This is a genomic window from Streptomyces sp. NBC_01210 (genome assembly GCF_036010325.1).
Lineage (GTDB): Bacteria > Actinomycetota > Actinomycetes > Streptomycetales > Streptomycetaceae > Streptomyces.
Genome location: NZ_CP108549.1, coordinates 650,596 through 675,526 on the forward strand (window position 1 = coordinate 650,596; position 24,931 = coordinate 675,526).

General features: G+C 69.6%; 23 protein-coding genes and 3 pseudogenes. 10 read left to right on the top strand and 16 right to left on the bottom strand.

The window, feature by feature from the left end:
- Positions 1–47: 47 nt before the first annotated feature.
- From OG735_RS02920 to OG735_RS02945, 6 genes and pseudogenes are all read right to left on the bottom strand, one after another.
- Positions 48–920: a hypothetical protein gene (locus OG735_RS02920; protein WP_327321540.1), complete on the bottom strand. Its 873-nt coding sequence runs from the start codon at positions 918–920 to the stop codon at positions 48–50.
- Positions 921–996: 76 nt separating this feature from the next.
- A complete protein-coding gene (locus tag OG735_RS02925; RefSeq protein WP_327321541.1) occupies positions 997–1,599 on the bottom strand; it encodes a TetR/AcrR family transcriptional regulator in 603 nt (200 codons plus the stop codon).
- A gap of 170 nt (positions 1,600–1,769) precedes the next feature.
- Positions 1,770–2,435, bottom strand: coding sequence for an SRPBCC family protein (locus OG735_RS02930; RefSeq protein ID WP_327321542.1), 666 nt, complete (start codon positions 2,433–2,435; stop codon positions 1,770–1,772).
- 10 nt (positions 2,436–2,445) lie between these two features.
- A complete protein-coding gene (locus tag OG735_RS02935) occupies positions 2,446–3,558 on the bottom strand; it encodes an XdhC family protein (RefSeq protein ID WP_327321543.1) in 1,113 nt (370 codons plus the stop codon).
- Positions 3,551–3,772: pseudogene (locus OG735_RS02940) on the bottom strand (VWA domain-containing protein); the annotation flags it as partial. The pseudogene OG735_RS02940 and the gene OG735_RS02935, both read right to left, overlap by 8 nt.
- Positions 3,757–4,087: pseudogene (locus tag OG735_RS02945) on the bottom strand (molybdopterin cofactor-binding domain-containing protein); the annotation flags it as partial. The pseudogenes OG735_RS02945 and OG735_RS02940, both read right to left, overlap by 16 nt.
- A gap of 185 nt (positions 4,088–4,272) precedes the next feature.
- Here OG735_RS02945 and OG735_RS02950 point away from each other — a divergent pair.
- Both OG735_RS02950 and OG735_RS02955 read left to right on the top strand, forming a co-directional pair.
- A complete protein-coding gene (locus tag OG735_RS02950) occupies positions 4,273–4,797 on the top strand; it encodes a hypothetical protein (RefSeq protein WP_327321544.1) in 525 nt (174 codons plus the stop codon).
- Between the two features lie 662 nt (positions 4,798–5,459).
- Positions 5,460–6,407 carry an NAD-dependent epimerase/dehydratase family protein gene (locus tag OG735_RS02955; protein WP_327321545.1) on the top strand — a complete coding sequence of 316 codons (948 nt, stop codon included), beginning with the start codon at positions 5,460–5,462 and terminating at the stop codon, positions 6,405–6,407.
- Positions 6,408–6,495: 88 nt separating this feature from the next.
- Here the strand turns inward: OG735_RS02955 and OG735_RS02960 are convergent, their stop codons facing one another.
- The 3 genes from OG735_RS02960 to OG735_RS02970 all read right to left on the bottom strand — a co-directional run bounded on the left by OG735_RS02960 (position 6,496) and on the right by OG735_RS02970 (position 9,041).
- The gene (locus tag OG735_RS02960; protein ID WP_327321546.1) at positions 6,496–8,097 is read right to left on the bottom strand and encodes an adenosine deaminase family protein; all 1,602 of its coding nucleotides are present in this window, start codon (positions 8,095–8,097) and stop codon (positions 6,496–6,498) included.
- 294 nt (positions 8,098–8,391) lie between these two features.
- Positions 8,392–8,859 carry a GNAT family N-acetyltransferase gene (locus OG735_RS02965; protein ID WP_327321547.1) on the bottom strand — a complete coding sequence of 156 codons (468 nt, stop codon included), beginning with the start codon at positions 8,857–8,859 and terminating at the stop codon, positions 8,392–8,394.
- A 5-nt stretch (positions 8,860–8,864) separates the two neighbouring features.
- On the bottom strand, positions 8,865–9,041 hold the full coding sequence (locus tag OG735_RS02970) for a VOC family protein (protein ID WP_327321548.1): 177 nt from the start codon (positions 9,039–9,041) through the stop codon (positions 8,865–8,867).
- Between the two features lie 147 nt (positions 9,042–9,188).
- Here OG735_RS02970 and OG735_RS02975 point away from each other — a divergent pair, with 147 nt between their 5' ends.
- The 4 genes and pseudogenes from OG735_RS02975 to OG735_RS02990 form a co-directional block, all read left to right on the top strand.
- Positions 9,189–9,677, top strand: coding sequence for an SgcJ/EcaC family oxidoreductase (locus tag OG735_RS02975; RefSeq protein WP_327321549.1), 489 nt, complete (start codon positions 9,189–9,191; stop codon positions 9,675–9,677).
- 159 nt (positions 9,678–9,836) lie between these two features.
- Positions 9,837–11,429: a multicopper oxidase family protein gene (locus tag OG735_RS02980; RefSeq protein ID WP_327321550.1), complete on the top strand. Its 1,593-nt coding sequence runs from the start codon at positions 9,837–9,839 to the stop codon at positions 11,427–11,429.
- Between the two features lie 200 nt (positions 11,430–11,629).
- A complete protein-coding gene (locus OG735_RS02985; RefSeq protein ID WP_327321551.1) occupies positions 11,630–13,528 on the top strand; it encodes a Xaa-Pro dipeptidyl-peptidase in 1,899 nt (632 codons plus the stop codon).
- Positions 13,529–13,587: 59 nt separating this feature from the next.
- Positions 13,588–13,912 (top strand): annotated as a pseudogene (locus OG735_RS02990) (site-specific integrase); the annotation flags it as partial.
- A 95-nt stretch (positions 13,913–14,007) separates the two neighbouring features.
- On the opposite strand, the gene OG735_RS02995 reads toward OG735_RS02990, so the two are convergent.
- Positions 14,008–15,240: an erythromycin esterase family protein gene (locus OG735_RS02995; RefSeq protein ID WP_327321552.1), complete on the bottom strand. Its 1,233-nt coding sequence runs from the start codon at positions 15,238–15,240 to the stop codon at positions 14,008–14,010.
- Between the two features lie 58 nt (positions 15,241–15,298).
- On the opposite strand from OG735_RS02995, the gene OG735_RS03000 reads away from it, so the two are divergent.
- Positions 15,299–16,027 (top strand): TioE family transcriptional regulator, encoded by a 729-nt coding sequence (locus tag OG735_RS03000; RefSeq protein ID WP_327321553.1) that lies wholly within the window; start codon positions 15,299–15,301, stop codon positions 16,025–16,027.
- 222 nt (positions 16,028–16,249) lie between these two features.
- Here the strand turns inward: OG735_RS03000 and OG735_RS03005 are convergent, their stop codons facing one another.
- Together OG735_RS03005 and OG735_RS03010 are read right to left on the bottom strand one after the other, a co-directional pair.
- Positions 16,250–16,660, bottom strand: coding sequence for a carboxymuconolactone decarboxylase family protein (locus tag OG735_RS03005; RefSeq protein WP_327328188.1), 411 nt, complete (start codon positions 16,658–16,660; stop codon positions 16,250–16,252).
- On the bottom strand, positions 16,642–17,367 hold the full coding sequence (locus OG735_RS03010) for a siderophore-interacting protein (protein ID WP_327321554.1): 726 nt from the start codon (positions 17,365–17,367) through the stop codon (positions 16,642–16,644). Before OG735_RS03010 ends, OG735_RS03005 begins: the two co-directional genes overlap by 19 nt.
- Before the next feature lie 168 nt (positions 17,368–17,535).
- Between OG735_RS03010 and OG735_RS03015 the strand changes: the two genes are divergently transcribed.
- Positions 17,536–17,706, top strand: coding sequence for a GNAT family N-acetyltransferase (locus OG735_RS03015; RefSeq protein WP_327328189.1), 171 nt, complete (start codon positions 17,536–17,538; stop codon positions 17,704–17,706).
- A gap of 21 nt (positions 17,707–17,727) precedes the next feature.
- Here OG735_RS03015 and ligA read toward each other — a convergent pair whose 3' ends face one another.
- Positions 17,728–19,878 (bottom strand): NAD-dependent DNA ligase LigA, encoded by a 2,151-nt coding sequence (gene ligA, locus OG735_RS03020; protein WP_327321555.1) that lies wholly within the window; start codon positions 19,876–19,878, stop codon positions 17,728–17,730.
- 245 nt (positions 19,879–20,123) lie between these two features.
- On the opposite strand from ligA, the gene OG735_RS03025 reads away from it, so the two are divergent.
- The gene (locus OG735_RS03025) at positions 20,124–21,119 is read left to right on the top strand and encodes an NAD(P)-dependent alcohol dehydrogenase (RefSeq protein WP_327321556.1); all 996 of its coding nucleotides are present in this window, start codon (positions 20,124–20,126) and stop codon (positions 21,117–21,119) included.
- A 25-nt stretch (positions 21,120–21,144) separates the two neighbouring features.
- Here OG735_RS03025 and OG735_RS03030 read toward each other — a convergent pair whose 3' ends face one another.
- The 3 genes from OG735_RS03030 to OG735_RS03040 all read right to left on the bottom strand — a co-directional run bounded on the left by OG735_RS03030 (position 21,145) and on the right by OG735_RS03040 (position 24,003).
- A complete protein-coding gene (locus OG735_RS03030; protein WP_327321557.1) occupies positions 21,145–22,368 on the bottom strand; it encodes an alpha/beta hydrolase family protein in 1,224 nt (407 codons plus the stop codon).
- A gap of 329 nt (positions 22,369–22,697) precedes the next feature.
- On the bottom strand, positions 22,698–23,348 hold the full coding sequence (locus tag OG735_RS03035; protein WP_327321558.1) for a TMEM175 family protein: 651 nt from the start codon (positions 23,346–23,348) through the stop codon (positions 22,698–22,700).
- A gap of 94 nt (positions 23,349–23,442) precedes the next feature.
- Positions 23,443–24,003 (bottom strand): GNAT family N-acetyltransferase, encoded by a 561-nt coding sequence (locus tag OG735_RS03040; RefSeq protein ID WP_327321559.1) that lies wholly within the window; start codon positions 24,001–24,003, stop codon positions 23,443–23,445.
- A 204-nt stretch (positions 24,004–24,207) separates the two neighbouring features.
- On the opposite strand from OG735_RS03040, the gene OG735_RS03045 reads away from it, so the two are divergent.
- A complete protein-coding gene (locus OG735_RS03045) occupies positions 24,208–24,765 on the top strand; it encodes a DM13 domain-containing protein (RefSeq protein ID WP_327321560.1) in 558 nt (185 codons plus the stop codon).
- The last annotated feature ends 166 nt before the right edge of the window (positions 24,766–24,931 follow it).

The following is a 24,931-nucleotide window of genomic DNA, read 5'->3' on the forward strand; positions in this document are numbered from 1 at the left end:
GCTACCCCGACACCGGCCGCGGTGCAGATCTGCCGATGACGGTCAGGTCAGTCCCCCGTGGCGAGGACCCTCTGTCCCCGGCCGCCGTGACGGTCCGGCAGCGCAAGCATCGCGAAGGCGCGATCGGCCGCACCACCCCGCCGTACGACGAGGAGCGCCGCGAGAAGGACCGCGACCGGGACGCCGAACCACCAGCCCAGCACGTGCACCAGGACCGAGGCAACGACAGCCGTGCCGAGCGCCACCCCGAAGACCGCCCCCAGCACGGCGCCGAGGATGCGGAAGCGGCCCGTCACTGTTTCGGCGCCCGTATCGCGCTGCCCGGAGCGGATCCAGAAGGCCATCAGCGCAAGCATGACCGGGACGAGTACGACGCCCATGGCGTACAGCGTCAGCGCGACCGGCGAGGTGAGCCAGTCGCCCGCACGCGACAGGGCCTCTCCCGCTCCGGGTTGCCCCGGCCACGCCGCCGCGAACGTCTCCCGGTCGGCGGAGAAGAACCGCTGGTACCCACGGCCGTCCCAGCCGTGGACAAGGATGAAGAACACGCCGGTGTATCCGACCCCCGCCTGCAGGAAAGCCGCGTACACCCGGCCCGAGGCGATGAGCCGCTCCGCAACCCAGAAGCCGAGCACACCCTGACTCACGTTCGTCGCGGCGAACAGCGCGACGAGCCAGGCCGGCAGCGAGCTGTGGCCGCTTGCGACCTGCATCGTCTCCCAGTCCGGAAAGCCCCAGAGGAGCCATGCGCCGCTGGGCGCGAACAGCACCGCGCAGTAGAGGACGGTCCCCATCAGGTAGGGGTTGGACCACCGGCCGCCGTGCCCCGCGCGGCCGTTGCCGGCCCCGAGCTGATGGGCGGCGGCGGTCGCGAAACTCGCGCCTATCCCATAGGACCAGAAGACATCCACCTGGACCATCGCGCTCCCTTTCCGGAATGACACGTCATTCCGTTCTCAAGGCAGAAGAAATGAGCGGTCCTTGCGGGCCTGCGGCTCAGCGGGAGCCGAGGCCGTCGAACATGAGCGTCTCCACCGTGCGGATCCATGGATCACGCATGGCGCCGGGATCCTGTGCATGCAGCAGCCGAACCGCCCCGGTCACGATCATTCCGTTCACCGCGAGGCCGACCACGTGGGCGTCGAGATCGCGCCGCAGGAAGCCGCGGTCCTGCCCGTTGTGGATGAAGGCAGCCGTGTACTGAGCCGCCGCTTCCATGGCCTTGCCCGCCAGATCCGGCTCGGCCCGGTCGATCGCGATGGCGTCGTAGAAGAGAATGCGGCACAGTGCGGGTTCCGCCACCACGAGGTCGAAGAGCTTGTGGCCGATGCGCCGGACCTGTTCGCGGTACTGCGCCACCGACTCGCAGGAGCCGGGGTCCTCGTCGGCGAGGGCATCCATGACCTGGCCCAGCGCGCGCGAGACCACACTGCGCGCGATGTCCTCCTTGTTCTTGAAGTACCGGTAGAAGGTGCCGTGCCCAGCTCCGAGCTCCCGGGCGATGTCGGAGATGCCGGTCGCGTGGTAGCCACGCTCGGCGAACACCTTGCCCGCCGCGCGCAGTATCGCCTCCCGCTTGCCCGCCATGCCCTGCGCCACGACCGGGTCCCTTCCTGCAACGGAATGACGTGTCATTCTGGAACCGGTGGCCAACTCCCGTCAATACCGGTGCTGTTGATCCGCCGACCGGCTCACACCAGGGCATCGCCGGGCGCTGTGTGTCCACCCATTTCCGTGGGGCCCGGTGTCAGCCTGCAGGGCGGCGCCGGTCATCGCTTTCTGCGGATGAGGATGACCGTCAGCGCGGCGAGAGCGGCAACAACGAGGGCTCCCGCGACGCGCTTGGCGATCGGCATTCCCGCCGTACGCAGGAGATCGATCGGCTCCGCCTCGCGCGTTCCGGCACCCGCGACCACGGAAGGCTCCGTGCCGCTGGGCTCTCTGCTGCTGGGCTCCGCGGCAGCCTCGGCGGGCGCGTCGGTAGCCGGTTCCGCGCCGGCCAGCTGCTGCGACAGGCAGTCCGCGAACCGACCGATGAGCTTGTCGCCGACTTCGGCCATGACTCCGCGGCCGAACTGCGCGGGACGTCCGGTGATCGTCAGATCGGTGACGACACTGACCGCCGTCCCCCCGTCACGATCGGCCAGCGTTCCGGTCACGGTGGCCCGTGCCGTGCCCTGGCCCCGGACTTCCTTGCCTTGAGCGGCAAGGACGATCCGGTGTGCCGACTCGTCCTTCTCCTGGAAGGTCGCAGTGCCGCGGTAGGTCACGGTGATCGGGCCGACCCTCACCTTCACGGCTCCGTTGACGGTCTCGCCGTCGACGCTGTCCACGGTGGCACCAGGCATGCACGGGGCGACCCGCTCGATGTCGAGGAGCACCCGCCACGCCGCGTCGACGGGGACAGGGACGGTGAACGAGTTCTGCAGTTCCATGGTCTCCTCCTCACACCGGCCTCAGACGCGGACGGTGGATAGCTCCGGCTGTCTCCGCCAGCGGACTGCCGCTGCCGCCCCAGCGCAGAGCAACGATCTCCGCCGCGATCGAGACGGCCACTTCCGCGGGCGTACGGGCGCCGAGGTCGAGGCCGATGGGCGAGCGCAGCCGCGCCAGCTCCGTCTCGACGAGTCCCCTCTCCCGCAGCCGCGCCAGTCGGTCCTCGTGCGTGCGACGGCTACCCATCACTCCGATGTAGGAGGCCGGCGAGTCAAGAGCGACCTCGAGCAGTGGAACGTCGAACTTCGGGTCGTGGGTGAGCACACAGATCACGGTCCGCCCGTCGACATCCGTGTCGCGCAGATACCGGTGCGGCCAGTCGACCACCACCTCCACCCCGTCCGGGAATCGGCGGGGGTCGGCGAAGACCGGGCGCGCGTCGCACACCGTGACCCGGTAGCCGAGGAACGCGCCGATCCGGGCCACCGCGGCGGCGAAGTCGATCGCGCCGAAGACCAGCATCCTCGGTGGCGGCGCGAAGGACTGCAGGAACACGGTGACGTCGTCCTCGCGCCGCTCGCCGTGCGGGCCGTAGTGCCGCCGGCCCGTCGCTCCTTGCGCCAGCTCTCCGCGCGCGTCGGCGGTGACCGCCGCGTCGAGGCCGCTCGATCCCAGCGAGCCGGACACCGACTCGGGCCACACGGCGAGCGTGGCGCCGCGCTGGACAGGACCGTCGATCACCGTTGCGACCACCACCGGGCGGTGCTCAGCGACGGACGCTGCGACCTCGCCGAACGAGGTGTCGACGGCGGCCGACACGGAGCGTACGAGGAGCGTGATCTCACCGCCACAGGTCAGCCCGACGGCGAACGCGTCCTCGTCGCTGTAGCCGAAGGCCTGCAGCCGTGCCTGACCGGACTCCACGACCTCCTTGGCAAGTTCGAAAACGGCCCCCTCCACACAGCCGCCGGAGACGCTGCCCACGACTTCGTCGTCCGGCCCCACCGCCATTGCCGCACCGGGGCCGCGCGGCGCACTGCGGCTGACGGCGACGACGGTGGCGAGCCCGAAGGGCGTTCCGGCCTCGTACCAGCGGCTGAGCGCAGGGAGGATCTCACGCATCGCACGCACCTCTCACCACTGCTGCCAGGCGCTCCGGCGCACCCAGGCTGTGCCCCTGGACGAACGCGTCGACGCTGGACAGCGCCGCCGCCATACCGGCCGCGAGCGGCGCGTATCCCGGGCGTGCCTTGAGCGGGTTGGCCCACACCACCCGGTGCGCCAGTCGGTGCAGCCACCGCATCTGAGCCGCGAGCAGCGCCGGGTCGCCGCGATCTCGATGTCCTGGATCTGGCCACGGCCGTGAGGGGTGGCCTGGTAGCCCTCCGACCGGGATTCGGTCCATTTCACCGGCCGGCCGAGCCGCTTGGGCCACGGCGAGGGCGGCTGCCTCCTCGCCGTACACCTGGAGCTTGGAGCCGAAGCCTCCGCCGACGTCCGGGGCGATCACCCGCAATCTGTGCTCGGGGATTCCGGTCACCATCGACAGCGTCACCCGCGCGATGTGCGGAACCTGGGTCGATGAGTACGGGGTGTATTCGTTGGACCCGGCGGGCGGGGTGGCGACCACGGCCCTCGGCTCCATCGCGCTCCTGCCCTCCCAGAGATGCAGGCAGGGGGTATCTGCCGTTCTGCTCTGATATACGCAACTCTAGGCCGGGCTCCGGCGACGCGCGAGCTGCTGGTCTGCCGTCGCTGGACGCCGGAGGCGGTAACTGCGTTACGCCGTGGGCTGACCCCCTTCCCTCAAGGAAGCAGCGGCGTAATCTGAATTACATGATTACCAACGAGCAGGAACAGGCGCTGCGCGGTTGGTTCGCCGGGCGGCTGCCGGAAGGACTCTTCGCCGAACTCCTGGACGTCACCGTGGACCGTGAGGAGATCACGGTCATCGGCCGGATCCCGGAGCCCGACCTCGCCGCGGAGGCATCCGAGGTGGAACGCGCGGCTTCCCTGGACGGGCGCATCTCGGAGTTCCGGGAACGCACCCGCGATGAACGCATCAAGGTCGCGCGCGAGGCCGAGCACCGGTTCGGGCGCAAGGTCTCGTGGGGCGTGGAGTGCGGCGGCAAGCGCGCCATGTACACCACGGTGTCCGCGCCGGTGATGACGCGACTGCGCCAGCCCGAGCGTCAGACGCTCGACACCCTGATCGCCGGCGGCGTGGCCCGAAGCCGCAGCGAAGCCCTCGCCTGGTGCGTCCGCCTGGTGCAGCGCAACGCGGACACGTGGCTGAGCGACCTGCGCGACTCCCTCGAACACGTTCAGCAGGTGCGAGCGCAGGGCCCGGACGCCGAATAGTCCCAACAGCCGGCCCCAACCGCCGGCCCGGGCTGTCGGGAGACGGTCCGGCCCGCACTCCCAGGACCGCAGCGCCGGTTGTCCGGTGCCGGAGCCGGCCGCGGCCTTCAACGGCAGTCCGCCACCACCCCTGCCCGCGAATCCTGTCGCCCGCGCGCACGCAGAGCCCCAGGATCAGTTCACTCACGAGAAGTTCACCGAGTGCCTCACGTGGCGCTATGACGCCCCGGCCGGAAATGAGGGCCCGTCGACCACCCGACGGGCCCTCACCACAACCAAAACCCCGCACCGTCGGGGCCGGTTCGCGCAGCCCGGGACGATCCGCGACGCACTCGCACTCGCACTGCCGGGCGGTAGCCGTCCGGCAGTACGCCACAGGCCGCGGCGCGGCAGGACCGGGACGCCGCGCCGCCTCTCCTTTCCGCGATTTCCGCGCACTCCTGCCCCTGCACGCCCGTCGGCGCACGCCCTCCCCCGGTACCGGCCCCTTCAGGCTCCCGCGCGCCGTAGGCCAGGGGCGCCGTAGGTCACGGGCGGTTTCTCCAGTGACGACGCGAGCCTTCCGACTGCCTCGACACACCGACTTGCTAGAGGCCATCATTAGAGTTACAGTCTCTAACTAGAGCAAGCGTTCATAACCTACAGAAGAGACGGAAGACGCCATGTCTGCTGCCGCATACGACCTCCACGCAGTACTCGGCTCAGGGCCTGCGGGCACCGCACTCGCCCAGGAGCTGGTGCGCCGCGGTCACGCGGTTCGCCTCGTCGACCGCAAGGCCGACGGACCGGCAGTCACGGGTGTGGAGCGGTACGCCGACGTCAGCACCGCCGACGGAACCAGCGCCGCCGTCGCCGGTGCCGCCGTCGTCTACCACTGCGTCAATGTCGGCTATCACCTGCAGGTCGAGGTGATGCCCCGCATCCAGGAAGCCGTCCTGGGCGCGGTGGAAGCCGGCGGCGCGCGGCTGGTCGTGCTCGACACCCTCTACCCGTACGGCGAGACCGGCGGCGCGGTGATGACCGAGGACACTCCGTGGAAGGCGACGACCCGCAAGGGCCGTATGCGCGCCGACCTCGACGAGAAGTACCTCGCCGCCCACCGCGCCGGCCGCGCCCGTGCGGTCCTGGGCCGCTCCGCCGACTTCGTGGGCCCCGGCGTGGTCAACTCCACCCTCGGCGGGGCCGTCTTCCCCGGAGCGCTGACCAGCGGCGAGATCCTGGGCCTGGGCGACATCGATCTGCCGCACAGCTACACGTACATCGATGACGTCGCCGCGGGCCTGGCCACACTGGGCGAACGCCCGGAAGGCGACGGCCGCGTCTGGCACCTGCCCACCGCGCCCGCCCTCACCACCCGCCAGATCCACGCCATGATCGAAGAGCGCGTCGAGCGGCCCTTGAGTGCCATGATCCTCGAAGAGGCCCGCCCCTTCGGCCCCTTCGACGAGGTGTTCATGGCCGAGTACGCCGAGATGTTCTACCAGCACACCGAACCCCAGATCGTGGACTCGTCGGCCTTCGAGGGGACCTTCGGTGTGCACCACACACCGCTCACGGAGGCACTGGACGCCACCCTCGCGTGGTACAGCGAGTGGCTCACCCGACAGTGACCGCAGTGCCGCGGGCGCCAACCCGCACTCCCTCGTCGCCGACGTCGGCACCTGTCGCCGGACCAACTGCGTTGTCGATCGGAATTACTTAGTTGCGGACGGGCGTGAGAATCCGGCGCTCGAAGGCCTTGAACGCCGCCTCCTGCCGCCATTCCACCGCTGCCTTCGCGTTCGCCGCGAGGAACGCCGCACAGCGCGGTCCCGGTGCGCGCAGCCCGGGACGATCCGCGACGCACTCGCGCACGGGGCGGTAGCCGTCCGGGGTGCGCCACAGGCTGCGGCCCGGCAGGAACGCATAGTCGAGCGAGGCCCGCGCCAGGTCCTTCAGTTCCCTGTAGGACAGGTCGTACGAGTGGGCCGCGCGCAGGTACTCGTCGCTGATGGTGATCCGGGAGACGCCCGCGTCATCCGTGGCCAGCACGACCGGGACGCCGCGCTGCCGGTAGAGCGGGAAGGGATGTTCGGGACCCGAGACCCCGAGGATCTGGTCGTTGCTGCTGAGCGGGACCTCCACGGCGACACGACGGGATGCCATCGTCTGCAGCAGTTCGTCGGCCCTGTCCTCGTGCCGGACGTCGACACCGTGGCCGATGCGCTCCGCATGGGCCACGTTCACCGCCTCGGCGATATGGAACCGCAGGTCTTCGGGCTTGACCAGACCGGGCGCCAGTTCACCTGCGTGCAGGGTGATGTGCGCCCGGGGATAGACACGGTGCAGATGGCCGAGCATGCGCATGTGCAGGCTGTAGTCCCGCAGCGATACGGCCCCGTCCTCCGGCTGCACCAGGTTCACCGCGGCGAACCGCGGGTCGCGTTCGGCCAGTTCCATGGCCAGCACCATCTGCGTGAAAACCCGCTCGGGAGCGCTGTTCCGCGAGACCTGGGAGATGAACCGGAACGGCACCGCGCAGCCCGGATCCGGCTTCGCACTGTCGCAGTGGGCGGTGGCACGGAACTCCGCGAGGCCCTGATCGGCTTCGGTCTGCGCCTGCCGCACGACCCGCTCCATGGCGCCGTCGGCCAGCAGCTTCTCGTGCAGCCGCGACAGGTTTGCGTCGTAGCCGACCAGGTCGGCGAGCTCCCTGACGCCCTGACTGTTCGGAGTGATCATCAGCTCTTGGTAGAACTGGTTCTGCTTGGCCACCGTGTTCGAGACCTCGGCCAGCAGCTTCCCGGGATGCCGCCAGGTCGCCTCGCCGAACTTGCCGAAGGTGGCGAAGAAATGGTCGTGCCCGGACTCCTCGCCCGGCGTGAAGTCCTGCATCGACCAGGCGCCCAGGACCTGCTGCCGGAATCCCGCATCGGTACCCATCTCGGCGGCGGGCCGACTGTTTGCCGGACACGGCGGGGGCAGAGCCCGCTGAGTGACGTTCTCGATACACAAACCATCCGCCACGGCCAGGTCGATCAGCAGCTCGGTCGATGCCGCACCGGACAGATGGCTGTGCAGATCGCCGCCCTTGGGCAGTGCACGGAAGAACGAAGCCAGCTCCTCCGGCCGGTCACGGATGCTGTCCAGATACACCGACACGCGCCGCTCGGCCACTGAGGACGGGTACCCGCCGGCGTCAACAGCGGTGGCGTCAGCAGCAGCGTCGGCCGCAGGCTGTGCGGCGAGCAGGGCCGCCGCCAGGGGCAGCAGAACTGAGGCGCGGCGCTTCAGCGCGACATGGCACATCCCGTTGATCATGCTGGCATCGTGGTCAGCCGCGCCTCCATCGGATGCGGTGACAGGCCGTGATCACCTGAAAGAACGAAAGTCGGTCGGTCGACCGAGAGCTGATAGCCGCTCAGGCACGACTGGGGCCGGCCGGTACGTACCGCGCCCGGAGAACCGGCAGTTCATGCGTCGGAAGTCCTTGGCGGCTTCACGTCGCCTTCCACCCACCCGGCTCGCAGCCGAAGGAGGCAATGGCCGTGTACGGGCAGCCGTGCGCGTGACCCCACCGGGCGTGCCACGGACGGCAGTTCCCGCAGGCGCCGGTCAGGAGATCGGCAGGACCATTTCAGGCCGGTCCCACATCACCGCGGGTGGATTCGCGCTCACCGTGCCGATCCGGTTCGCTCCCACACTGCGATAGAAGCCCTCCGCCGGCGGATGCGAGACGATACGGACACTGGAGAGCCCGGCGCTGCGCGCTTCGCCGACCATGTGCTCGATCAGCTGCCTGCCGATTCCCAGTCCCTGTGCGGCATCGGCGACGAACATCAGGTCGAGTTCCGGCGGGGACAGTACGAGGGCGTAGAAGCCGAGCACTCTCTCGTCATTGCCGACGGCGAGGAATACCCGGTGGGTCTCGATGTAGTCGGGTCCCACCCGGTATCCGGCAATCATCGGCGCGTACGGGCCCTCGTACGCACGGGAGTTACGCACCAGCCGCGTAAGCCGCTTCGCGTCCCGGGCGGTTGCCCGCCTGATCAGTACGACCTCTCCGACTGCCCGGCTGCCCATTCCGGTCACCCCTGGATGAACAGGCGGAAGGGGTGGCCGGCCGGGTCCAGGAGAACACACGCGTCGTCCTGCGGCTGCTCTTCGGCCGGGCTCGCGCCTGCGGCGGCCGCATGGATGTCCTGGGGCCGCACGAGGTCGCGCCGGGCCCTCAGACAGTCGCCCGGTCGGCTGTTCGTGGTCATGCCACCACGGTAATCGGCCGCCGTGCGTGAACCTCACCCTGCCACTGCCAGGGTTCGCGGGGCCCTGATCACCCCGCCCACCTGCAGATTCACTCATGTCCACGCAACCCCGTTGCGTACACATGCATGGACGCATATATTGCAGTCATGCAATCATCGGCGGAGCGCAACCACCTGGAGTATCTGATGGACACCACCACCGGCCGGCACGCGATCTCCACCGTCATCGCCGCCCTCGTCGAGGCCTGGCGCCTGCACGACGCCGACGCCTACGGCGAGCTGTTCACCGCCGACGCGACCTACACCACCTTCCTCGGCACCCACTACCGGGGCCGCAGCGACATCACCGAAAGCCACCGCACCCTGTTCTCCGGCTTCGTCAAGGGCACCCGGCTCGCCGACGAGATCCTGGACATCCGCTTCTTCGGGCCCGACACCGCCGTGGTCACCGGCCGCGGCGACACCTACAGGGGCAGGCAGCCGAAGAAGCTCAGCAAGGTCCAGACGTACACCATGGTCCGTGAGGCAGACGGCCAGTGGCGTATCGCCGCCTTCCACAACACCAAGTCCAAACCGCTCATGGAGAACATCTCCTTCAAGGTCGCCCCCGGGCTCGTGCCCGCTGCCCAGCAGTGAGCGCCGAGCAGCAGGCGGCGCACGAGGACGCCCCGACCGGCCTGTTGCAGACTCCTGAGCGCCATGGCGGGCGACAAGTAAGCCGCCCCGGCTCCACCGGCATGCCCATGAGCTCCACCGACCTGCACACCACGCTGTCCATACGGGGGAATGCTCACCATGTCCACTGCACGCTTCGGTCGTCGTCGCCTGGTGCTGAGCGTGGGCGGTGCGGCACTGCTGGCCGGCGCGGGCTGGGCCACCAACTGGCTTGTGGCGTACAACAGACACGAACTCAGCAATGCCGGCACACTCGACTTCACACGCCGGCTGAAAATCCCCCCGCTCCTCGACCCGTCCCCGTCCGGCGACGGGAGCAAGCGGTACGACCTCACACTCGCCCCGGGCCGCACCGAACTCCTCCCCGGGAAGAAGACCGACACCTGGGGAGCGAACGGCAGTTACCTCGCCCCCACCTTGCGCGCTCGCCGCGGCGACAAGGTGACCATGAACGTACGCAACAACCTGCCCGAGCCCACCACCCTGCATTGGCACGGCATGCATCTGCCCGCCTCGACGGACGGCGGCCCGCACCAGACGATCAACGCCGGCGCGACCTGGCGGCCTCAGTGGACCGTGCGGCAGCCCGCCTGCACCCTCTGGTACCACCCGCACCCGCACGGCTCCACCGGCTCGCACGTGTACCGCGGCGTCGCCGGGTTGATCATCCTCGACGACGAGGAGTCGGACCGTAACGGCCTGCCGTCCGCGTACGGAGTCGACGACATACCTCTGGTGATCCAGGACAAGAACTTCCACGACGACGGATCACTCGACTTCAGCGAGACCAGCCTCAGCGACGACATCGCCGCCGTCGACAACATGGGCGTGCTCGGGGACACCATCCTGGTCAACGGCACCTACGATCCGTACTTCGAGGTCACCACACGCCGCGTACGCCTCCGGCTGCTCAACGGCTCCAATGCGCGGATCTACCAGCTCGGTTTCCCCGACGACCGGAGCTTCCATCTCGTCGCCACCGACAACGGCGTACTCAAACGCCCGCAGGCGCTCACCCGGCTGCGGCTCGCCCCCGGCGAACGGGCCGAGATCGTTGTCGAGTTCAAGCCCGGTGAGGAGGCCGTGCTGCACAGCTTCAAGCCGGATCTGGGCATCGGCTTCCCCGACAGGCGCTTCGTGGGCGGGGACGACACCTTCGACATCATCGCGTTGCGCGCCGCCGCCACCCTGAAGGACTCCCCCGCGCTGCCCACGCGGATCGCCGGTGCCCCGGCGGCGATCGAGGTCACCGGCTCCGCCAAGAAGAGGAAGTTCACGTTCGTCGGTATCCAGATCAACGGCAAGACCATGGACATGAACCGGGTCGACGAAGTGGTGGCGGCCGGAGCCACCGAGATCTGGGAGATCGAGCGCGGCGACGGCTGGTTGCACGCCTTCCACCTGCACGGCGCCACGTTCAACGTACTCGAGGTGAACGGCGGAGAACCGCCCGCCCATATGCGGGGCCCCAAGGACACCGCCTTCCTGCCGGTCACGGGCACGATCAAGCTCGCGGTCCGGTTCGACACCCTCACCGACGACAAGACGCCGTACATGTACCACTGCCATGTCCCGCGGCATGAAGACCAGGGCATGATGGGCCAGTTCCTGGTCGTCGAGCCGGGCGAGGAGGGCAACGTCAGCACCACCCTCACCGACGGCTCCGCCTCGCACCACGCGCACGGCCCCCAGGGGGAGAAGTCTCCGGGATGACCCACGCGGCCGTCGGTGTCAGCTGCCCCGGTGGACGGACACTGCGCAGCATCGCCTGCGACCTGGAACCCAGGACCTCGCGTGCCGCGAGACACGCGGGCCGCGCGTGACGGGAGGGGGTCTGGCGCCGAGCGCGCGCACGCGGTGGAATGTGCGCGCGCTTCCCGCGTGATCGTCACTTCCCGGGCCCTGGAGGCACGATGGCGAGACCCACTGTTGTTGTCCGTACGGTACGGAGGCTGGGCGTCACGGCCATCGCCGCCTCGTTGCTGGCGGCACTGCCCGCCCCCGTCGCGCAGGCGGACGATCCGGCGCTGAGGATCGTCGACAACCGGACGCAGCCCGTCTTCTCCCGCGCCGACGCGGTGTTACAGCAGGTGGACATCGAGACGGCGGCGGACAGCGACGGCGACGGCAGGCGCGACACCGTCCGGATGCGGATCCTGCGGCCCAAGGAGACCGATGCGGGGCTCAAGGTCGCCACGATCATCGAGGCGAGCCCGTACTGGGCGGGCGGCAACGACGTACCCAATCACGGTGTCGATCTCGACGAGGACGGGCTGCCGGTCGCCGCAGCACTGCGGCCGCACCGGAACCGGCCGGCGCTGACCGGACCCTCGGTGCCCTGGGCCGGGTACTACGACAACTACTTCCTGCCGCGCGGCTACGCGGTCGCGCAGCTCGACAGCGTCGGCACCGGCGGCTCGACCGGCTGCCCGACCTCCGGCGGACGCAACGAGACGCTCGGCGCGAAATCTGCCGTCGACTGGCTGAACGGCCGCGCGAAGGGCTGGGACCTGAATGGACAGCCGGTCGGCGCGGCCTGGTCGACGGGCAACGCGGCGATGATGGGCATCTCGTACAACGGCACTCTGCCAACGGCCGTGGCGACCACCGGTGTTGAAGGTTTGAAGGCGATCGTGCCGATCTCCGGGATCTCCTCCTGGTACGACTACTACCGGGCCAACGGCGGCGTCGTGGCGCCGGGCGGCTACCAGGGAGAGGACACCGATGTACTCGCCAAGTACGTGTACAGCCGCGCCGACCGCGAAATCTGCAAGCCGGTCCTGGACCGGCTGACGGCGGAACAGGACCGGGTGACCGGTGACTGGAGCCCGTACTGGCAAGAGCGTGACTACCTCAAGGACATCGGGAGAATCCAAGCCGGGGTCTTCGTCGTGCACGGCCTCAACGACTGGAATGTGAAAACCAAGAACGCCGGGCAGCTGTGGGAGGCGCTGAAGAAGAACCATGTGCCACGCAAGTTGTGGCTGCACCAAGGAGGTCACATCAACCCGATGCCGCTGCGGATCGAGGAGTGGCTGAGCCAGGTGCACCAGTGGTTCGACTACTGGCTCTACGGCCTGGACAACGGTGCGCTGGACGCACCGCCGGTCGACGTCGAGCAGGCGGACTTCAGCTGGCGCCAACAGTCCGACTGGCCGGCGCGCGGCACGCGTGATGTGCCCCTGCGGCTGAATGCGGACGGCCTGTCGCCGCTGCCGAGTTGGCCGGTGAAGCAGTCGTTGTCGGACGCGGGCCGTACGGTCGCGGCGGAGCAACTCGTCACCGATCCGGACGGGAAGAACGCGAACCGTCTCGCGTACGCCACCGGCCCACTGGCGAGGGATGTGCGGGTCAACGGGGTGCCCGAGGTGTCGGTGCGCGCCTCGCTGGACGGCACATCGCCCTATGTGACGGCGCTGCTCGTCGACTACGGCACCGACACCCGCGCTACGGCCGGGACGCTCACGGACACGTCGCAGGAGGTCTGTTACGGCGAGGGGATCCCAGGCGACACGGGCTGCGCGTACCGGACGAAGCACCGTACCGAGACCGCCGATTTCAAGATCGTGTCGCGCGGCTGGCTGGACGCCCGCAACCGCGACTCCATCGCACGCCAGGACAAGGTGGTGGAGGGACGCGAGTACCGGCTGGAGTGGGGAATGCAGCCGCAGGACTACGTCTTCAAGAAGGGGCACCGGCTGGGCTTGGTGCTGATCTCGACGGACTACGACTACACGCTCCGCTACCCGGCCGGGACCCGGATGACGGTACGGACCGGGGTCAGCAGCGTGACCTTGCCGGTCGCGCGGTAGCAGCCGCTGGGGCCTGCCTCGCGGCGGCGGGCCGGCGGAGAGTGCCCGGCTCGCCGCCGCGGCCCCCGGTGTTCGTCACCCACCGCCGCCCTGGCCGCGGCAAGGTCGTCCCGCCGCGCGATGTGTGCGCGGACACCGGGCCGGCCCGGGTGTCGTACGGGCAGGCCCGCGCGCTGCTGGACCAGCGCACCGCGTCCGCCGGGCACGGCACCGGCTGGGACCCGCACGGGTGGAGGCGCTCCGGCCTGACCCACCCCGGGGAGGCCGGAGCGAGCCTGCTGATGCTCATGGCCAAGTCGAGGCACGCAAGCCGGAAACGTGAAGCGGTACTTCAAGCCGTCACCGGAGGCCATCGCGGAGGTCACCACCCTGCCGGCACCCGGGGCGCCCGGCGCTGAGCGGTCGTTTTCGCCGTTGACGGCCGGGACGCCGCCCGCGCCTCCGAGGCGCCCCGACATGCCGGACCGCTGATGGTGGCCCTAGCTCTGCGGGACGTCCTTGACGAACACGATGCCGTCGCTGTCCGCCAGGTGGGCCGGGTCAAGCGGGGCGTAGCCGAACCAGGGGGATACGCGGGGCGCGGGCCGCGTGTCGCCGAGGGCGGTGGCCAGCCGCGGGGCGTCGACGACGCAGCGGTCCTCCGGAAGCGCGTACAGGAGTCCTTCGACGGTGTCCGGCGGCGGCGTGTCCACTCCCTGGTGCCGGATCGTGCCGAGGGCCGTGGCCACGAAGGCGTACTCCTCGCCGAGCTGGGCGCTCACCAGCGCACCGGCGCTCCACCACTCCAGCGGCATCCCGCCCATCCGCATCGAGCTCTTGGCCCGTTGGAGATGGGCGTTCTGGGCGTGGACCAGTGCCGGGCCCCGTTCGGCGACGGCGAGAAGGTTGTGGGCCATCATCTGGTCCCGGACGCACACCAGCCGGGTCATGCGGGCCGGTGAGGTGTCGGCCATCCAGTGGTGGTAGCGCAGCAGGCCGGTCGCGGTGCGCCCGTACAGGCGCGCCCGGTCCCAGTCGTCCCGCAAGGTCGTCACGAGCAGGTGCGGCGTCTGCTGGTCGAGCAGGGCCACCAGATCGTCGGCGAGCAGCCGCAGTTGGCCGACCTCGGCCGACTGCCCCGTGGACTGGGACGGGTCCATCATCGCGGCGGGATTGGTCCACCGGTCGTCGGTGCCGAGCAGGCGGTCCAGTGTGTCCGCGGTGCAGGGGAGCAGGTCCGCGTCCACCCGGGCCGCGAGGTAGCCGTGTAGTGCGGTGAGGGCCTGCCGGGGGCTCGCGGCGTGGGTGATCTCCAGCGGGCCGTCGAAACCGGCGAAGCGGAGCCGCTCGGACGCGGGCCGGCCGTCGTTGTCGGCACGGACGTTGTCGGCACGGACGTTGTAGGCGCGCATCCAGCGCACGAGCTCGCGGTTGGCCGCGAAGGTGCCCCAGCCGTGGCTGATTCCCTGCTCCATGACTTCGTCGAGGGTGCCCGTGCCCGAGGTGACGTAGTCGTCGACGACCAGGCCCATCATGCAGTCGCTCTCGATCGCGATCGTCCGGTAGCCCTCCTGCTCGACAAGCTGCCGGAAGAGCTCGTTGCGCAGGTCGAGCAGAGCGTCCTCGCCGTGGGTGGGCTCGCCCAGGGCGAGCAGCCGCGGCCGGGCCGGAAGAAGGTTCATGACGGCGGCGGCCTCGACGGTATGGGCGGTGTCCTTGATGTCAGTAGCCATGCCTTCAACGGTATCGTTGAACCTTCGGTTGAAACTTTCCCGCGATATCCTCAGTACCGTGGGACGAAACCTTCAAGACGGCGGGCAGCTCAGGCCGATCGACCTGGCGCGCGGGCACGGTCTGTCCACGCAGGCCATCAGGAACTACGAGGAGGCCGGTATCCTTCCGGCCGCCGGTCGCACACCCCACGGTTACCGCACCTATACCCCGCTGCACGCGAGGGCACTGGGCGCGTTTCTCGCCCTGGTGCCCGGCCACAGCCACCGGACGGCGACGTCGATCATGCGGGCCGTGAACCAGGGCGCGGTCGATGAGGCGTTCCGCCTCATCGACGAGAGCCACGTCCAGCTACTCGACGACCGGCGGACACTCCAGGCCGTGGAGAACGCCCTCCGCGACCTGGCGCCCACCACGGCGTCCGAACCCGACGTGTCCGGGCCCGGTGGCACGTTCATCGGGCCGCTGGCAGGGAGGCTCGGAATCCGTCCCGCGACGCTGCGCAAATGGGAGCGCGCCGGGCTGGTGCGCCCGCGCCGCGACCCGCTGACCGGGTACCGCGTCTACGACGAGGCCGATGTACGGGACGCCCGGCTGGCCCACCAGCTCAGGCGGGGCGGCTACTTGCTGGAGCAGATCGCCCCGCTGATCGCCCAGGTGCGGGCGGCCGGCGGGCTGGAGCCGCTGGAGGCCGCACTGTACGACTGGCGCGGCCGGCTGTCCGCCCGCGGGCGCGCGATGCTGACCGGGGCCGCCGAGCTGGAGGCGTACCTCCGCGAGCGCGGTTGAGGCTTCGGCCGCCGGCCGAAGAGAACCAGGGTCACCAGCGGTTCCGTCTCGGCTGACCCGTCCGCCGATGCCGGCCTGGTCCTGGGCTGAGCCTTACTCCTCATCGACCGCAGCCGGATCACGCACGGGCCGCAGGCCACCGGGCCAGTTGCCCCCTGCTCGTACCCGTGCTCGTGCTCGTGCTCGTGCCCGTGCTCGTGCTCGTGCTCGTGCTCGTGGCGTTCAGTGGAACTGCCCGGGTGCGTAGTTGCCGGCCGGCTGCTGGGTGATGACGTTCAGCCGGTTCACCGTGTTCATGAACGAGACCAGGACCACCAGGGCGGTGAGCTGCTCCTCGTCGTAGTGCTTGGCGGCATACGCCCACACCTCGTCAGTGACCCCGCCGGCCGCATCCGCGATCCGGGTCCCCTGCTCCGCCAGCTCCAGCGCGGCGCGCTCGGCCTCGGTGAAGACCGTGGCCTCCCGCCACGCCACCACCAGGTTCAGCCGCACCGCGGTCTCACCGGCGGCGGCGGCCTCCTGGGTGTGGATGTCCGCCGGCGCGCGTCGGCCGACGAAGTACTCCGGCACCGGGGGGAGTTGACGACTCCCAGCAGTCGCTGCTGAGCCGGCACTCAGGCGGTGCGCCAGTATCCGAGGGCATTGACACGGTCCTTCGGCAGGCCCAGGTCCTTGCGTACATACGTGGTGAGGGCCCGGGTTGTCCTGGTGTCGCAGGCGATCCAGACGTAAGCGCCGGCCGTGTCATGGAGCAGGCCCGGCAGAGCGGTCTTCACCTCTTCGACCAGGTGGGCGCCGGCGTCGCGGCGGGGGATCCTGAGCAGTTCGTGGTGGGCGGGGTCCAGCCGTAGCGGCAGGTTGCGGTCCGATTCGTGCGTCGTCTCGAACCAGATGGTCGCGAGCACCTGCGGAAGCGCGTCGAGCAGGGAGTTGATCGCGGGGAGCGACGCCGGGTCGCCAACGACGAGGAGACGCGCCGGCTGCGGGTCGGGCATGGCGAAGCCTGTGCCCTGGAGTGTCGCTGCGATCGTGTTGCCCGGCTGGGCCTTGCGCGCCCAGTCGCTCGCGCAACCGTCGTGCAGGGCGAACTCCAGGCTGAAGGTCCCGGCGGCGGGGTCGGGATCCACCAGGGTGTACGCGCGCTGATGCGGCTTGCCGCCGTTGTCGAACCAGACGCGGACCCACATGGTGGGGTGCACGCCGGTCAGCGCGAGCATTCCGCCGTCGCTGAAGTGCACCCGTCGGAAATGCTCAGTGATCTCCACTGCCCCGGTCACGGTGAACTCGAAGTCCTTGCCGCGCATCAACCTGAGGACGACGCCCTCCCAGCCATGACCCACCACGTACTCCTCCCCACAGGCCCGGGATTGCCTCCCGAACATCCGCCCCATCAAATTAGGGCAGCCTAACCTAATGGGGTCGAGGGGCGGAGTGAGCGCAAAGATCTACCTGGCCCCCTGGGGATCCCGCGTCTGCGGGCGGAGGACGCGGCCGAACTCGCCTTCGCGCTGGCCGACCCCGAGCACCGGCGGACTGTCGTCGAGCCGGACGCCCGCAACGAGAAGGCCATCGAGCGGATGGTCCGGGCAGGTCTTGTGCTCGGGCCCGAGATCAACAAGCCGGAGAAGCGGGCGCAGCCGGCCTTTCTCAGCCGCGACGCGGTCGGGCGCCGCGGCTGAGTCCTCCACACCGCCCGCCGGTCAGCCGGTCTCGTCGAGGAAGTCGGCCACCAGGTCGGCGAACTCGTCCGGAGCGACGATCCTCGTGCCCAGCTGCACGGCCTTCTCCCGCTTGGATCCGGCGTTCTCACCGGCCACGAGGAGTGAGGTGCGCTTGGAGACGCTGGAGGAGGACTTGCCGCCGGCTCGCTCGATGAGTTCGTTCATCTGGTTGCGGGAGAGCTTCTCCAGGGCTCCGGTCATGGCGCCGGTGACCACGACGGTCATACCGTCCAGCGGGCCCGCGTCCGCGGCGGGCGCGGCCTGACCGCCGGCTTCCCCGCCTTCGGCGTCAGCGGCATCGGCGGCATCGGCATCGGCATCGGCATCGGCAGGCGGAGTCGCGCCGGGTTCGGTCATATTGACGCCCGCGGCAGTGAGGCGGTCGATGAGCGGAGCCAGTTCGGCGAGCTCGGCGACGACCACCTTGGCCTTCTCCACGCCGATGCCCTCGACCTGCTGCAGGGCCTCCGCGTCGGCGGCCCGTATGTGTTCCATGGTCGCGAAGTGGCGGGAGATACGGCGGGACATGGAGCGGCCCGTGCCGCGTACGCCGAGCGCGCAGAACACCCGCGACAGCGGTCGCGTCCTCGCTCCGTCGATGGCCGCCAGGAGATTGTCGGTGCTGGTCTCCCCCATCCGGTCCAGGTCCAGCAGCTGACCGCGGGTCAGCGTGAACAGATCGGCGAAGTCGGCGACGAGACCCGCCTCGACGAGCTGGACGACGCGGGTGGCGCCGAGGCCCTCGATATCGAGCTGGTCGCGTCCTGCGGCGTACGAGACGGAGGCCACCAGGCGGCAGTTGCGGCCCCGCACACACCGCCAGCGCTGCTCGGAGGTGTCAATGTCGGAGCCGCACTGCGGGCACGCCTCGGGGAAGACGATCGGCTGCTCGTCACCCGTGCGCAGATGGGCGACGGGCGCCTCGATGCGGGGGATGATGTCGCCCGCCTTGTAGACCATCACCTGGTCGCCGATGCGCAGGCCGCGGCGGGTGATGTCGGCGGGGTTGTGAAGGGTGGCGTAGCTGACGGTCGATCCGTCGATCTCCACCGGCCGCAGTACGGCGCGTGGCGCGATGACCCCGGTGCGCCCCACATTCCACTCAACGCCGAGCAGGGTGGTGACCTTCTCCACCGCCGGCAGCTTGTACGCGATGGCCCACCGCGGCGCCCGGGAGCCGGAGCCTGCCGCGGCCTGGTCGGCGGCGCGGTCCGCCTTGATGACGATGCCATCGATACCGAACGGCAGCTCCGGGCGGAGTGCGGCGATCTCGTCGATGCGCGCCTGGACCTCGTCGACCGTCTTCAGTGTGCGGGGCGCTACGGCGGTGGTCTCGGCGGTGTGCACGCCGAGGCCCGCGACGTAGGTCATGAGCTCGCTGTGCGGCCACTCCCCCATCCGCTCGGCGAGGTCCGCGTCAGAGGTCGGCAGGGGCAGCACGCCGTAGCCGAAGAAGGTCATCTCCACTGTGTATTGGCGGTCCTTGGCGCGCAGTGTGCCGGCCGCGCCGTTGCGCGGATTGGCGAACGGGGCTCCGCCGTGCTCCGTGCGTACGGTATTGGCGTGCTCGAACTGCTCGGTGGTCATGAGGACTTCGCCGCGCACCTCGAGCGTGACCGGCTCGGCGAGCCGGTCGGGCAGGCCGATGATGGTGCCGACCGCGTGCGAGACGTCCTCTCCCGCGCTCCCGTCGCCGCGGGTGATCAGCCGGGCGAGTCGGCCGTTCTCATAGCGGGCGGCTATCGCGAGGCCGTCCAGCTTGGCCTCGACACTCCACTGCTCGACCGGCCGGCCGATCCGGCGCTCCACCGAGGCGGTCCAGGACAGCAGCTGTTCGGCGGAGAAGACGTTGTCCAGCGACAGCATCGGCACCGTGTGCGGCACATCCCCGACCACCGCTCCGCCGGCGACCTTCCCGGTCGGCGAGGCCGCCGACATCTCGTCGGGATGAGTCTCTTCGTAGGCCGCGATCCCGCGCACCAGACGGTCGTACGCGTCGTCGTCCAGGGTGCTCTCGCCTGTCGCGTAGTAGGCGGCAGCGGCCGCGGTGGCGGTCCCGACCGCCTCTGTGTACGCGGCGGCGTCGGCGAGAGTGGCGGCAGCGGCCTGAACGGCAGGTGAAGTCGTCATGGCTCTCATAGTGCCGCCCACCACTGACAATGGCCCCGGCCCGCGCGTGCGGCGGCGCCCGGGCGACTTCGCCTCGATTGCCCTCAGGCGGTTCCGCGGCTGTCGGCCGCCTCGAGAGATCGCTGCGTCACCTAGGGATGGTCCCTGATGCCCGCGCCGAGGGCGTTCGTCTACGGTCGCGAGAGTGCGGAGCTTTCCGGCCGGCCGGCCCTTCCGCACCGAACTCGTTCGTTACGGAGAACCCGATGAAGGCAATCGTCCAGGACCGGTACGGCTCACCTGACGTCTTGGAACTCAGGGAGCTCGACAAGCCGGTGCCCGCCGCCACAGAGGTTCTCGTACGCGTCCACGCGGCGGCGGTCAACGCACGCGACTGGCACGTCATGCGCGGCGACCCGTACATCGCGCGCCTGATGCTCCCCTCCGTGTTCGGGTTCGGCGGACCCAAGAGACGGATACGAGGCAGGGACTTCGCGGGCCGGGTGGAAGCGGTCGGCGCAGACGTGACACGGTTCCGTCCTGGTGATGAGGTGTACGGCGACCTCGGCAACGCCGACGGAGCCTTTGCCGAGTACGTGTGCGCCCCGGACGAGATGGTGGAGCCGAAACCGGCCAACCTGACCTTCGAGCAGGCGGCTGCGGTGCCGCTGGCGGGCAACACCGCCCTCATGGGCCTGCGCGACGTCGGGCGGGTACAACCGGGACAGCACGTCCTGGTCAACGGCGCGTCAGGAGGCGTGGGAACGTTCGCCGTACAGATCGCCAAGTCGTTCGGCACGCAAGTTACCGGCGTGTGCAGCACCAGAAACGCGGACCTGGTCCGGTCGCTCGGCGCGGACCACGTCATCGACTACACACAGGAGGACTTCGCCCGGAACGGACGGCGGTACGACGTCGTGTTCGACCTGGTGGGGAACCGTTCACTGGCCGAATACCGACGCGCGCTGACACCCGCGGGGACGCTCGTCATGTCCGGCGGAGGCGTGTCCGGCGGCGGCAGTCCTGTCGGGCCGATGGGTCTCCTCATCAGGGGGCAGGCGCTGTCGCCCTTCGTCCGCCATCGGCTGCTCGCACTCACGGAGTCGCCGGGCAAGGAGAACCTGGCGGCGCTGAGGGAGCTCGCCGAATCGGGAAAGGTCACCCCGGTCATCGACCGGACATACCCGTTGAGCCAGGTACCCGAAGCCATCCGGTACCTCGAAGTGGAGCACGCACGCGCGAAGGTCGTCATCACCGTGTGAGGCGATGGATGTCATGCCGCAGAAGTCAGCTGCCCGACAGCTTCTCCTGCAGCCAGTCGAAGACGACCTCGCAGTGCTGCTGCGGGGCCATCGGGGAGCAGTGCAGCTGCGCGCCGGTGGCCGTGGTGAGCTTCACGTAGTCCTTGGGAGCCGTCAGCTTGTCGAACATCTGGCGCGGCTGGCCGGGATAGAACTGCTCGTAGTCGTAGTCGAGGACAAGCGTGGGCATCTTGATGCGGGCCACGACGTTCGTGATGTCCAGCGACTCGATGAGTTTGGCGGGGGTGTAGAAGTCGGTGAACATCTTGCCCTTGCGGGCGTCGAGCATCGCCGGCACGGAGAAGGGCTCGATGCGCTTCTTCATCGTCGCGGCCGCGGACGGAGGCAGCTCGGGGACGACCTCCTTGTTCCAGATGTTGTTGGTCTCCTCCTTGTCCGGGGTGAGGATCTTGCGGAGCTCCGGAGGAAAGCCCAGCCAGGGCGCCAGCACGCCGGGCATCGCCACCAGAGCGGCGATCCTGTTCTCGAAGGCCGCGGCCCGGGGGGCCAGATCCCCGGCCATGCTCAGCCCGGTCAGGGCGATCCTGCCCGTGTCCACGTCCGAGCGGGCCGCCAGCCAGTCGACGAGCGGCGTGACCACGGTCTCCCAGCGCGGCGTGAAGACCACCTGGTCCACGAAGAGCAACTGCCCCTGGCCGGGACCGTCGTACACGAGTGCGTTCCAGCCGCGCTCCACAGCGGCCGCGACGCCGTAGGTCCACATGTCGACGTTCGGTCCGTCGCTGCCGTTCGTGAGGATCACGGTGGGGCGCCGCCCGCCGGAGTCGTCCGGCCGGAAGAGCCACACAGGCAGCGGGGTCTTCCCGTACGGGATGCTCGCCGTCACCGGTGCCGGGTCGCACAGCTCGCAGAACTTGTCCCAGGCGCCGCGTCCGGCTTTGTACAGCTGCTCCTCGCTGCCGGGGTCGTCGGAGCCGAGGACGAAGAACAGTGCCTGGCCGTAGTACTGCGCGGCCCGCAGCGCGCGGAAGCGTGTGGTCTCCGTCCCGGGCTTGCTGCCCTGGGGCGCCTCCATCAGCTGATCGCCGAGTTTCTTGAAGGTCTCGGTGTACGTCTGTGCGGAGAGGCCGGCCTTGTTGATCGCGTTCACGGCCGTGAGCACCTCGCCCACCTCACCGGCGCCGTAACCGGACGCGCCGAGCGCGAGGAGCCCGTTGAAGTTGAGGGCCGGGTCCTTGAAGAGCGTCATCACCCCGGGCGTGGGACCGCCCGCCGGGGCGGAGGCCGAAGCCGCGCGACTTGGAGTGCGCGCATTCGCGGGCGACGCGCCCGACGGGGTGCACCCAGCGGCAAGCACGGTCCCGGCCCCACCGGCGAGCCCTGCAAGAGCGGTGCGGCGGGTGGGGCCGGATGCGCGATCACTCGATACGTTCGTCATGCCAGCCGAACGTACGACCCGCGCCTCCCGGCCACTCTCCGCGACACCCGCCGTTCCCCCGAACGGCGCTTCACACAGTCCCTGGGTGCCTCAACGGCGCGGAGGCAGGCGCCCCGGCCTCACGCCGACCTGACGGAGTCCTACCGGGCGCCGAACTGCTGGGCGGCCGCGCGCAGGCGTTTGCCCCGCCTGCCCGTCACCGACTTGACCGGGATCAGCACCAGCCACCACAGCTTCGCACCCGCCGGCGAGACGAAGGCGAGCGGCACGGCGACGGCGAAGACCAGCACCGTCGACGCCAGATCGGCCACATCGTTGCGCGCGACGGGATCGGGCAGCGCCGCGCTGCCCAGCCACGGGCGCTTCCACACTGCGACGGCAAGCGCGAGCTGTGTGGCCCCCATGGCCGCGACAGCTCCGGAGTAGACGGCCACCGACTGCGACAGGTCCCCGTACTCGGCCAGCAGGGTGGTGGGGAAGGGCATCAGAGCGACCAGCCCCAGGCTCAGCAGCCCGAGCCTGATGACCGTCCCATCCACTTCCCGCGTGTACCGGAAGATCTGGTGGTGGCCCCGCCAGAACGCCGAGATGACCAGAAAGCTGAGGGCGTACGCCCACACGTTGGGCATCGCATCCCCCAGCGCATGCGCGAAACCAGCGGGGTCCAGCCCGGCGGGCAGCGTGATGTCCAGCGCCAGCAGCGTCATCGCGATGGCGAACACGCCGTCCGACAGCGCGAGGAGTCGGGCCGCGCTCCCCTCGTTGTCCCGCACTCGCTGGTGGCCGTTCACAACCGCCCACCCTAGGGTCGAATGCTCCGAAATACTCCGATTGATCCCTTGAACGTGCTGAGCTGCCCTCTGCTTTCGCGCCCGTTGAAGCGGATTACCGCGCCTTCCGGATGTGCAGATGCCCGTCGAGGGGGAACGGGGGGTGTGGCGGCAGCGTCGACTCATAGACGTATCCACATTTCTCGGCGACGCGGCAGGAGGCGGCGTTGTCCACCTGGTGGAGCAGTTCCAGGTGCTGGAGCCCGTCGTCGGCGAAGGTGTCGAAGGCCCAGACCGTGACCGCCTCGAGGGCGCGCGGGGCAACACCGCGGCCCCGGGCTTCGGCCACGGTCCAGTAGCCGACTTCGCCGGACGACTCGGCGCGATCGGTTCGTTTGACCGCCACATTGGCCACGAGCCTGCCTTCGCCGCTGTCGCCGTCGTCCCGTTCCTCGAGCACGGCGAAGCCGAGAAAGTCCCCCGTGTCCCAGCCCCGCTGTCGGACGTCCAGCCACCGCAAGGCGTCATCGTGGCTCTCCACCGGCACCCTGTTGAACCTCCGCAGGGCGGGATCGCGGTACGCCTCGAGCAGTGCCGCCAAGTCCTCTTCGTGCCATGGGCGCATGAGCATGGCGGGTGCGGACGACGTGGCGGGCACGCGCAGGGCAACAGTCATCGAAGTCTCCCCCTCTATTACGGTCTGCGCCTGATCATCCCTCAGCGGTCCTGGTCACGCGGGGTGATGCCGCATCAAACCCGGTCCGGACGACGTAAGACATTCGTCATCATGCTCGGCCCTTCGGGCCCACTCGTCCTGATGTTGAATTGAGGCGGGGGCCGGGGCAGGCCCGGTCGGGACCAGCGATGACAGGAGACGACAGTGGGGCGCATACGGAAGTGGCTCGGCAGACCGTGGGGTGTGGCAACGCTGGTCGTCGGTCTGGCAGTGGCCGCTGTGGGGCTGTACTGGTTCCAGCCGTGGAAACTGTGGGTGGACGAGACCGTGAAGGACGCGATCCCCACGGCGTCCGGCACCCCGGGCCCGGCGGACCCGGCCGAGCCCGCGGCCGGAGCGACCACGACCCCTGCGACGCCGCAGACACTGGCCTCCGGCGACCTGATCAGCCATGAGCACCGTACGCGTGGCTCGGTGAAAGTACTGCAGCTGGCCGATGGCACGCGCACGCTCAGGCTGGAGAACCTCGATACGAGCAACGGCCCCGATCTGCGGGTGTTGATCACCGATGCGGCGGTGAAGGACGGCACCGCCGGCTGGCGCGTCTTCGACGACGGGAAGTACGTCAGCCTGGGCAAGCTCAAGGGGGACCAGAACTACGCCCTGCCCGCCGATCTGGATCTGAAGCAGTACACCAGCGTCAGCATCTGGTGCGACCGGTTCGACGTCTCCTTCGGCGCGGCCGCGCTCGCCCGTACCTGATTTTGCTCCGTACAGGCGCCTCTCAGAACGGAAGCACTCTCCCCGAGGGGGTCCGCAGGTCGAGATCGCGGGCAGGCTTGCTCCGCACCGGTTTGCGGATTCGGATCTGCGGAGCCTTGGCCATCGCACTCACCCTCTCAGGCCGCAGCGTTGCACACCAGGCTCC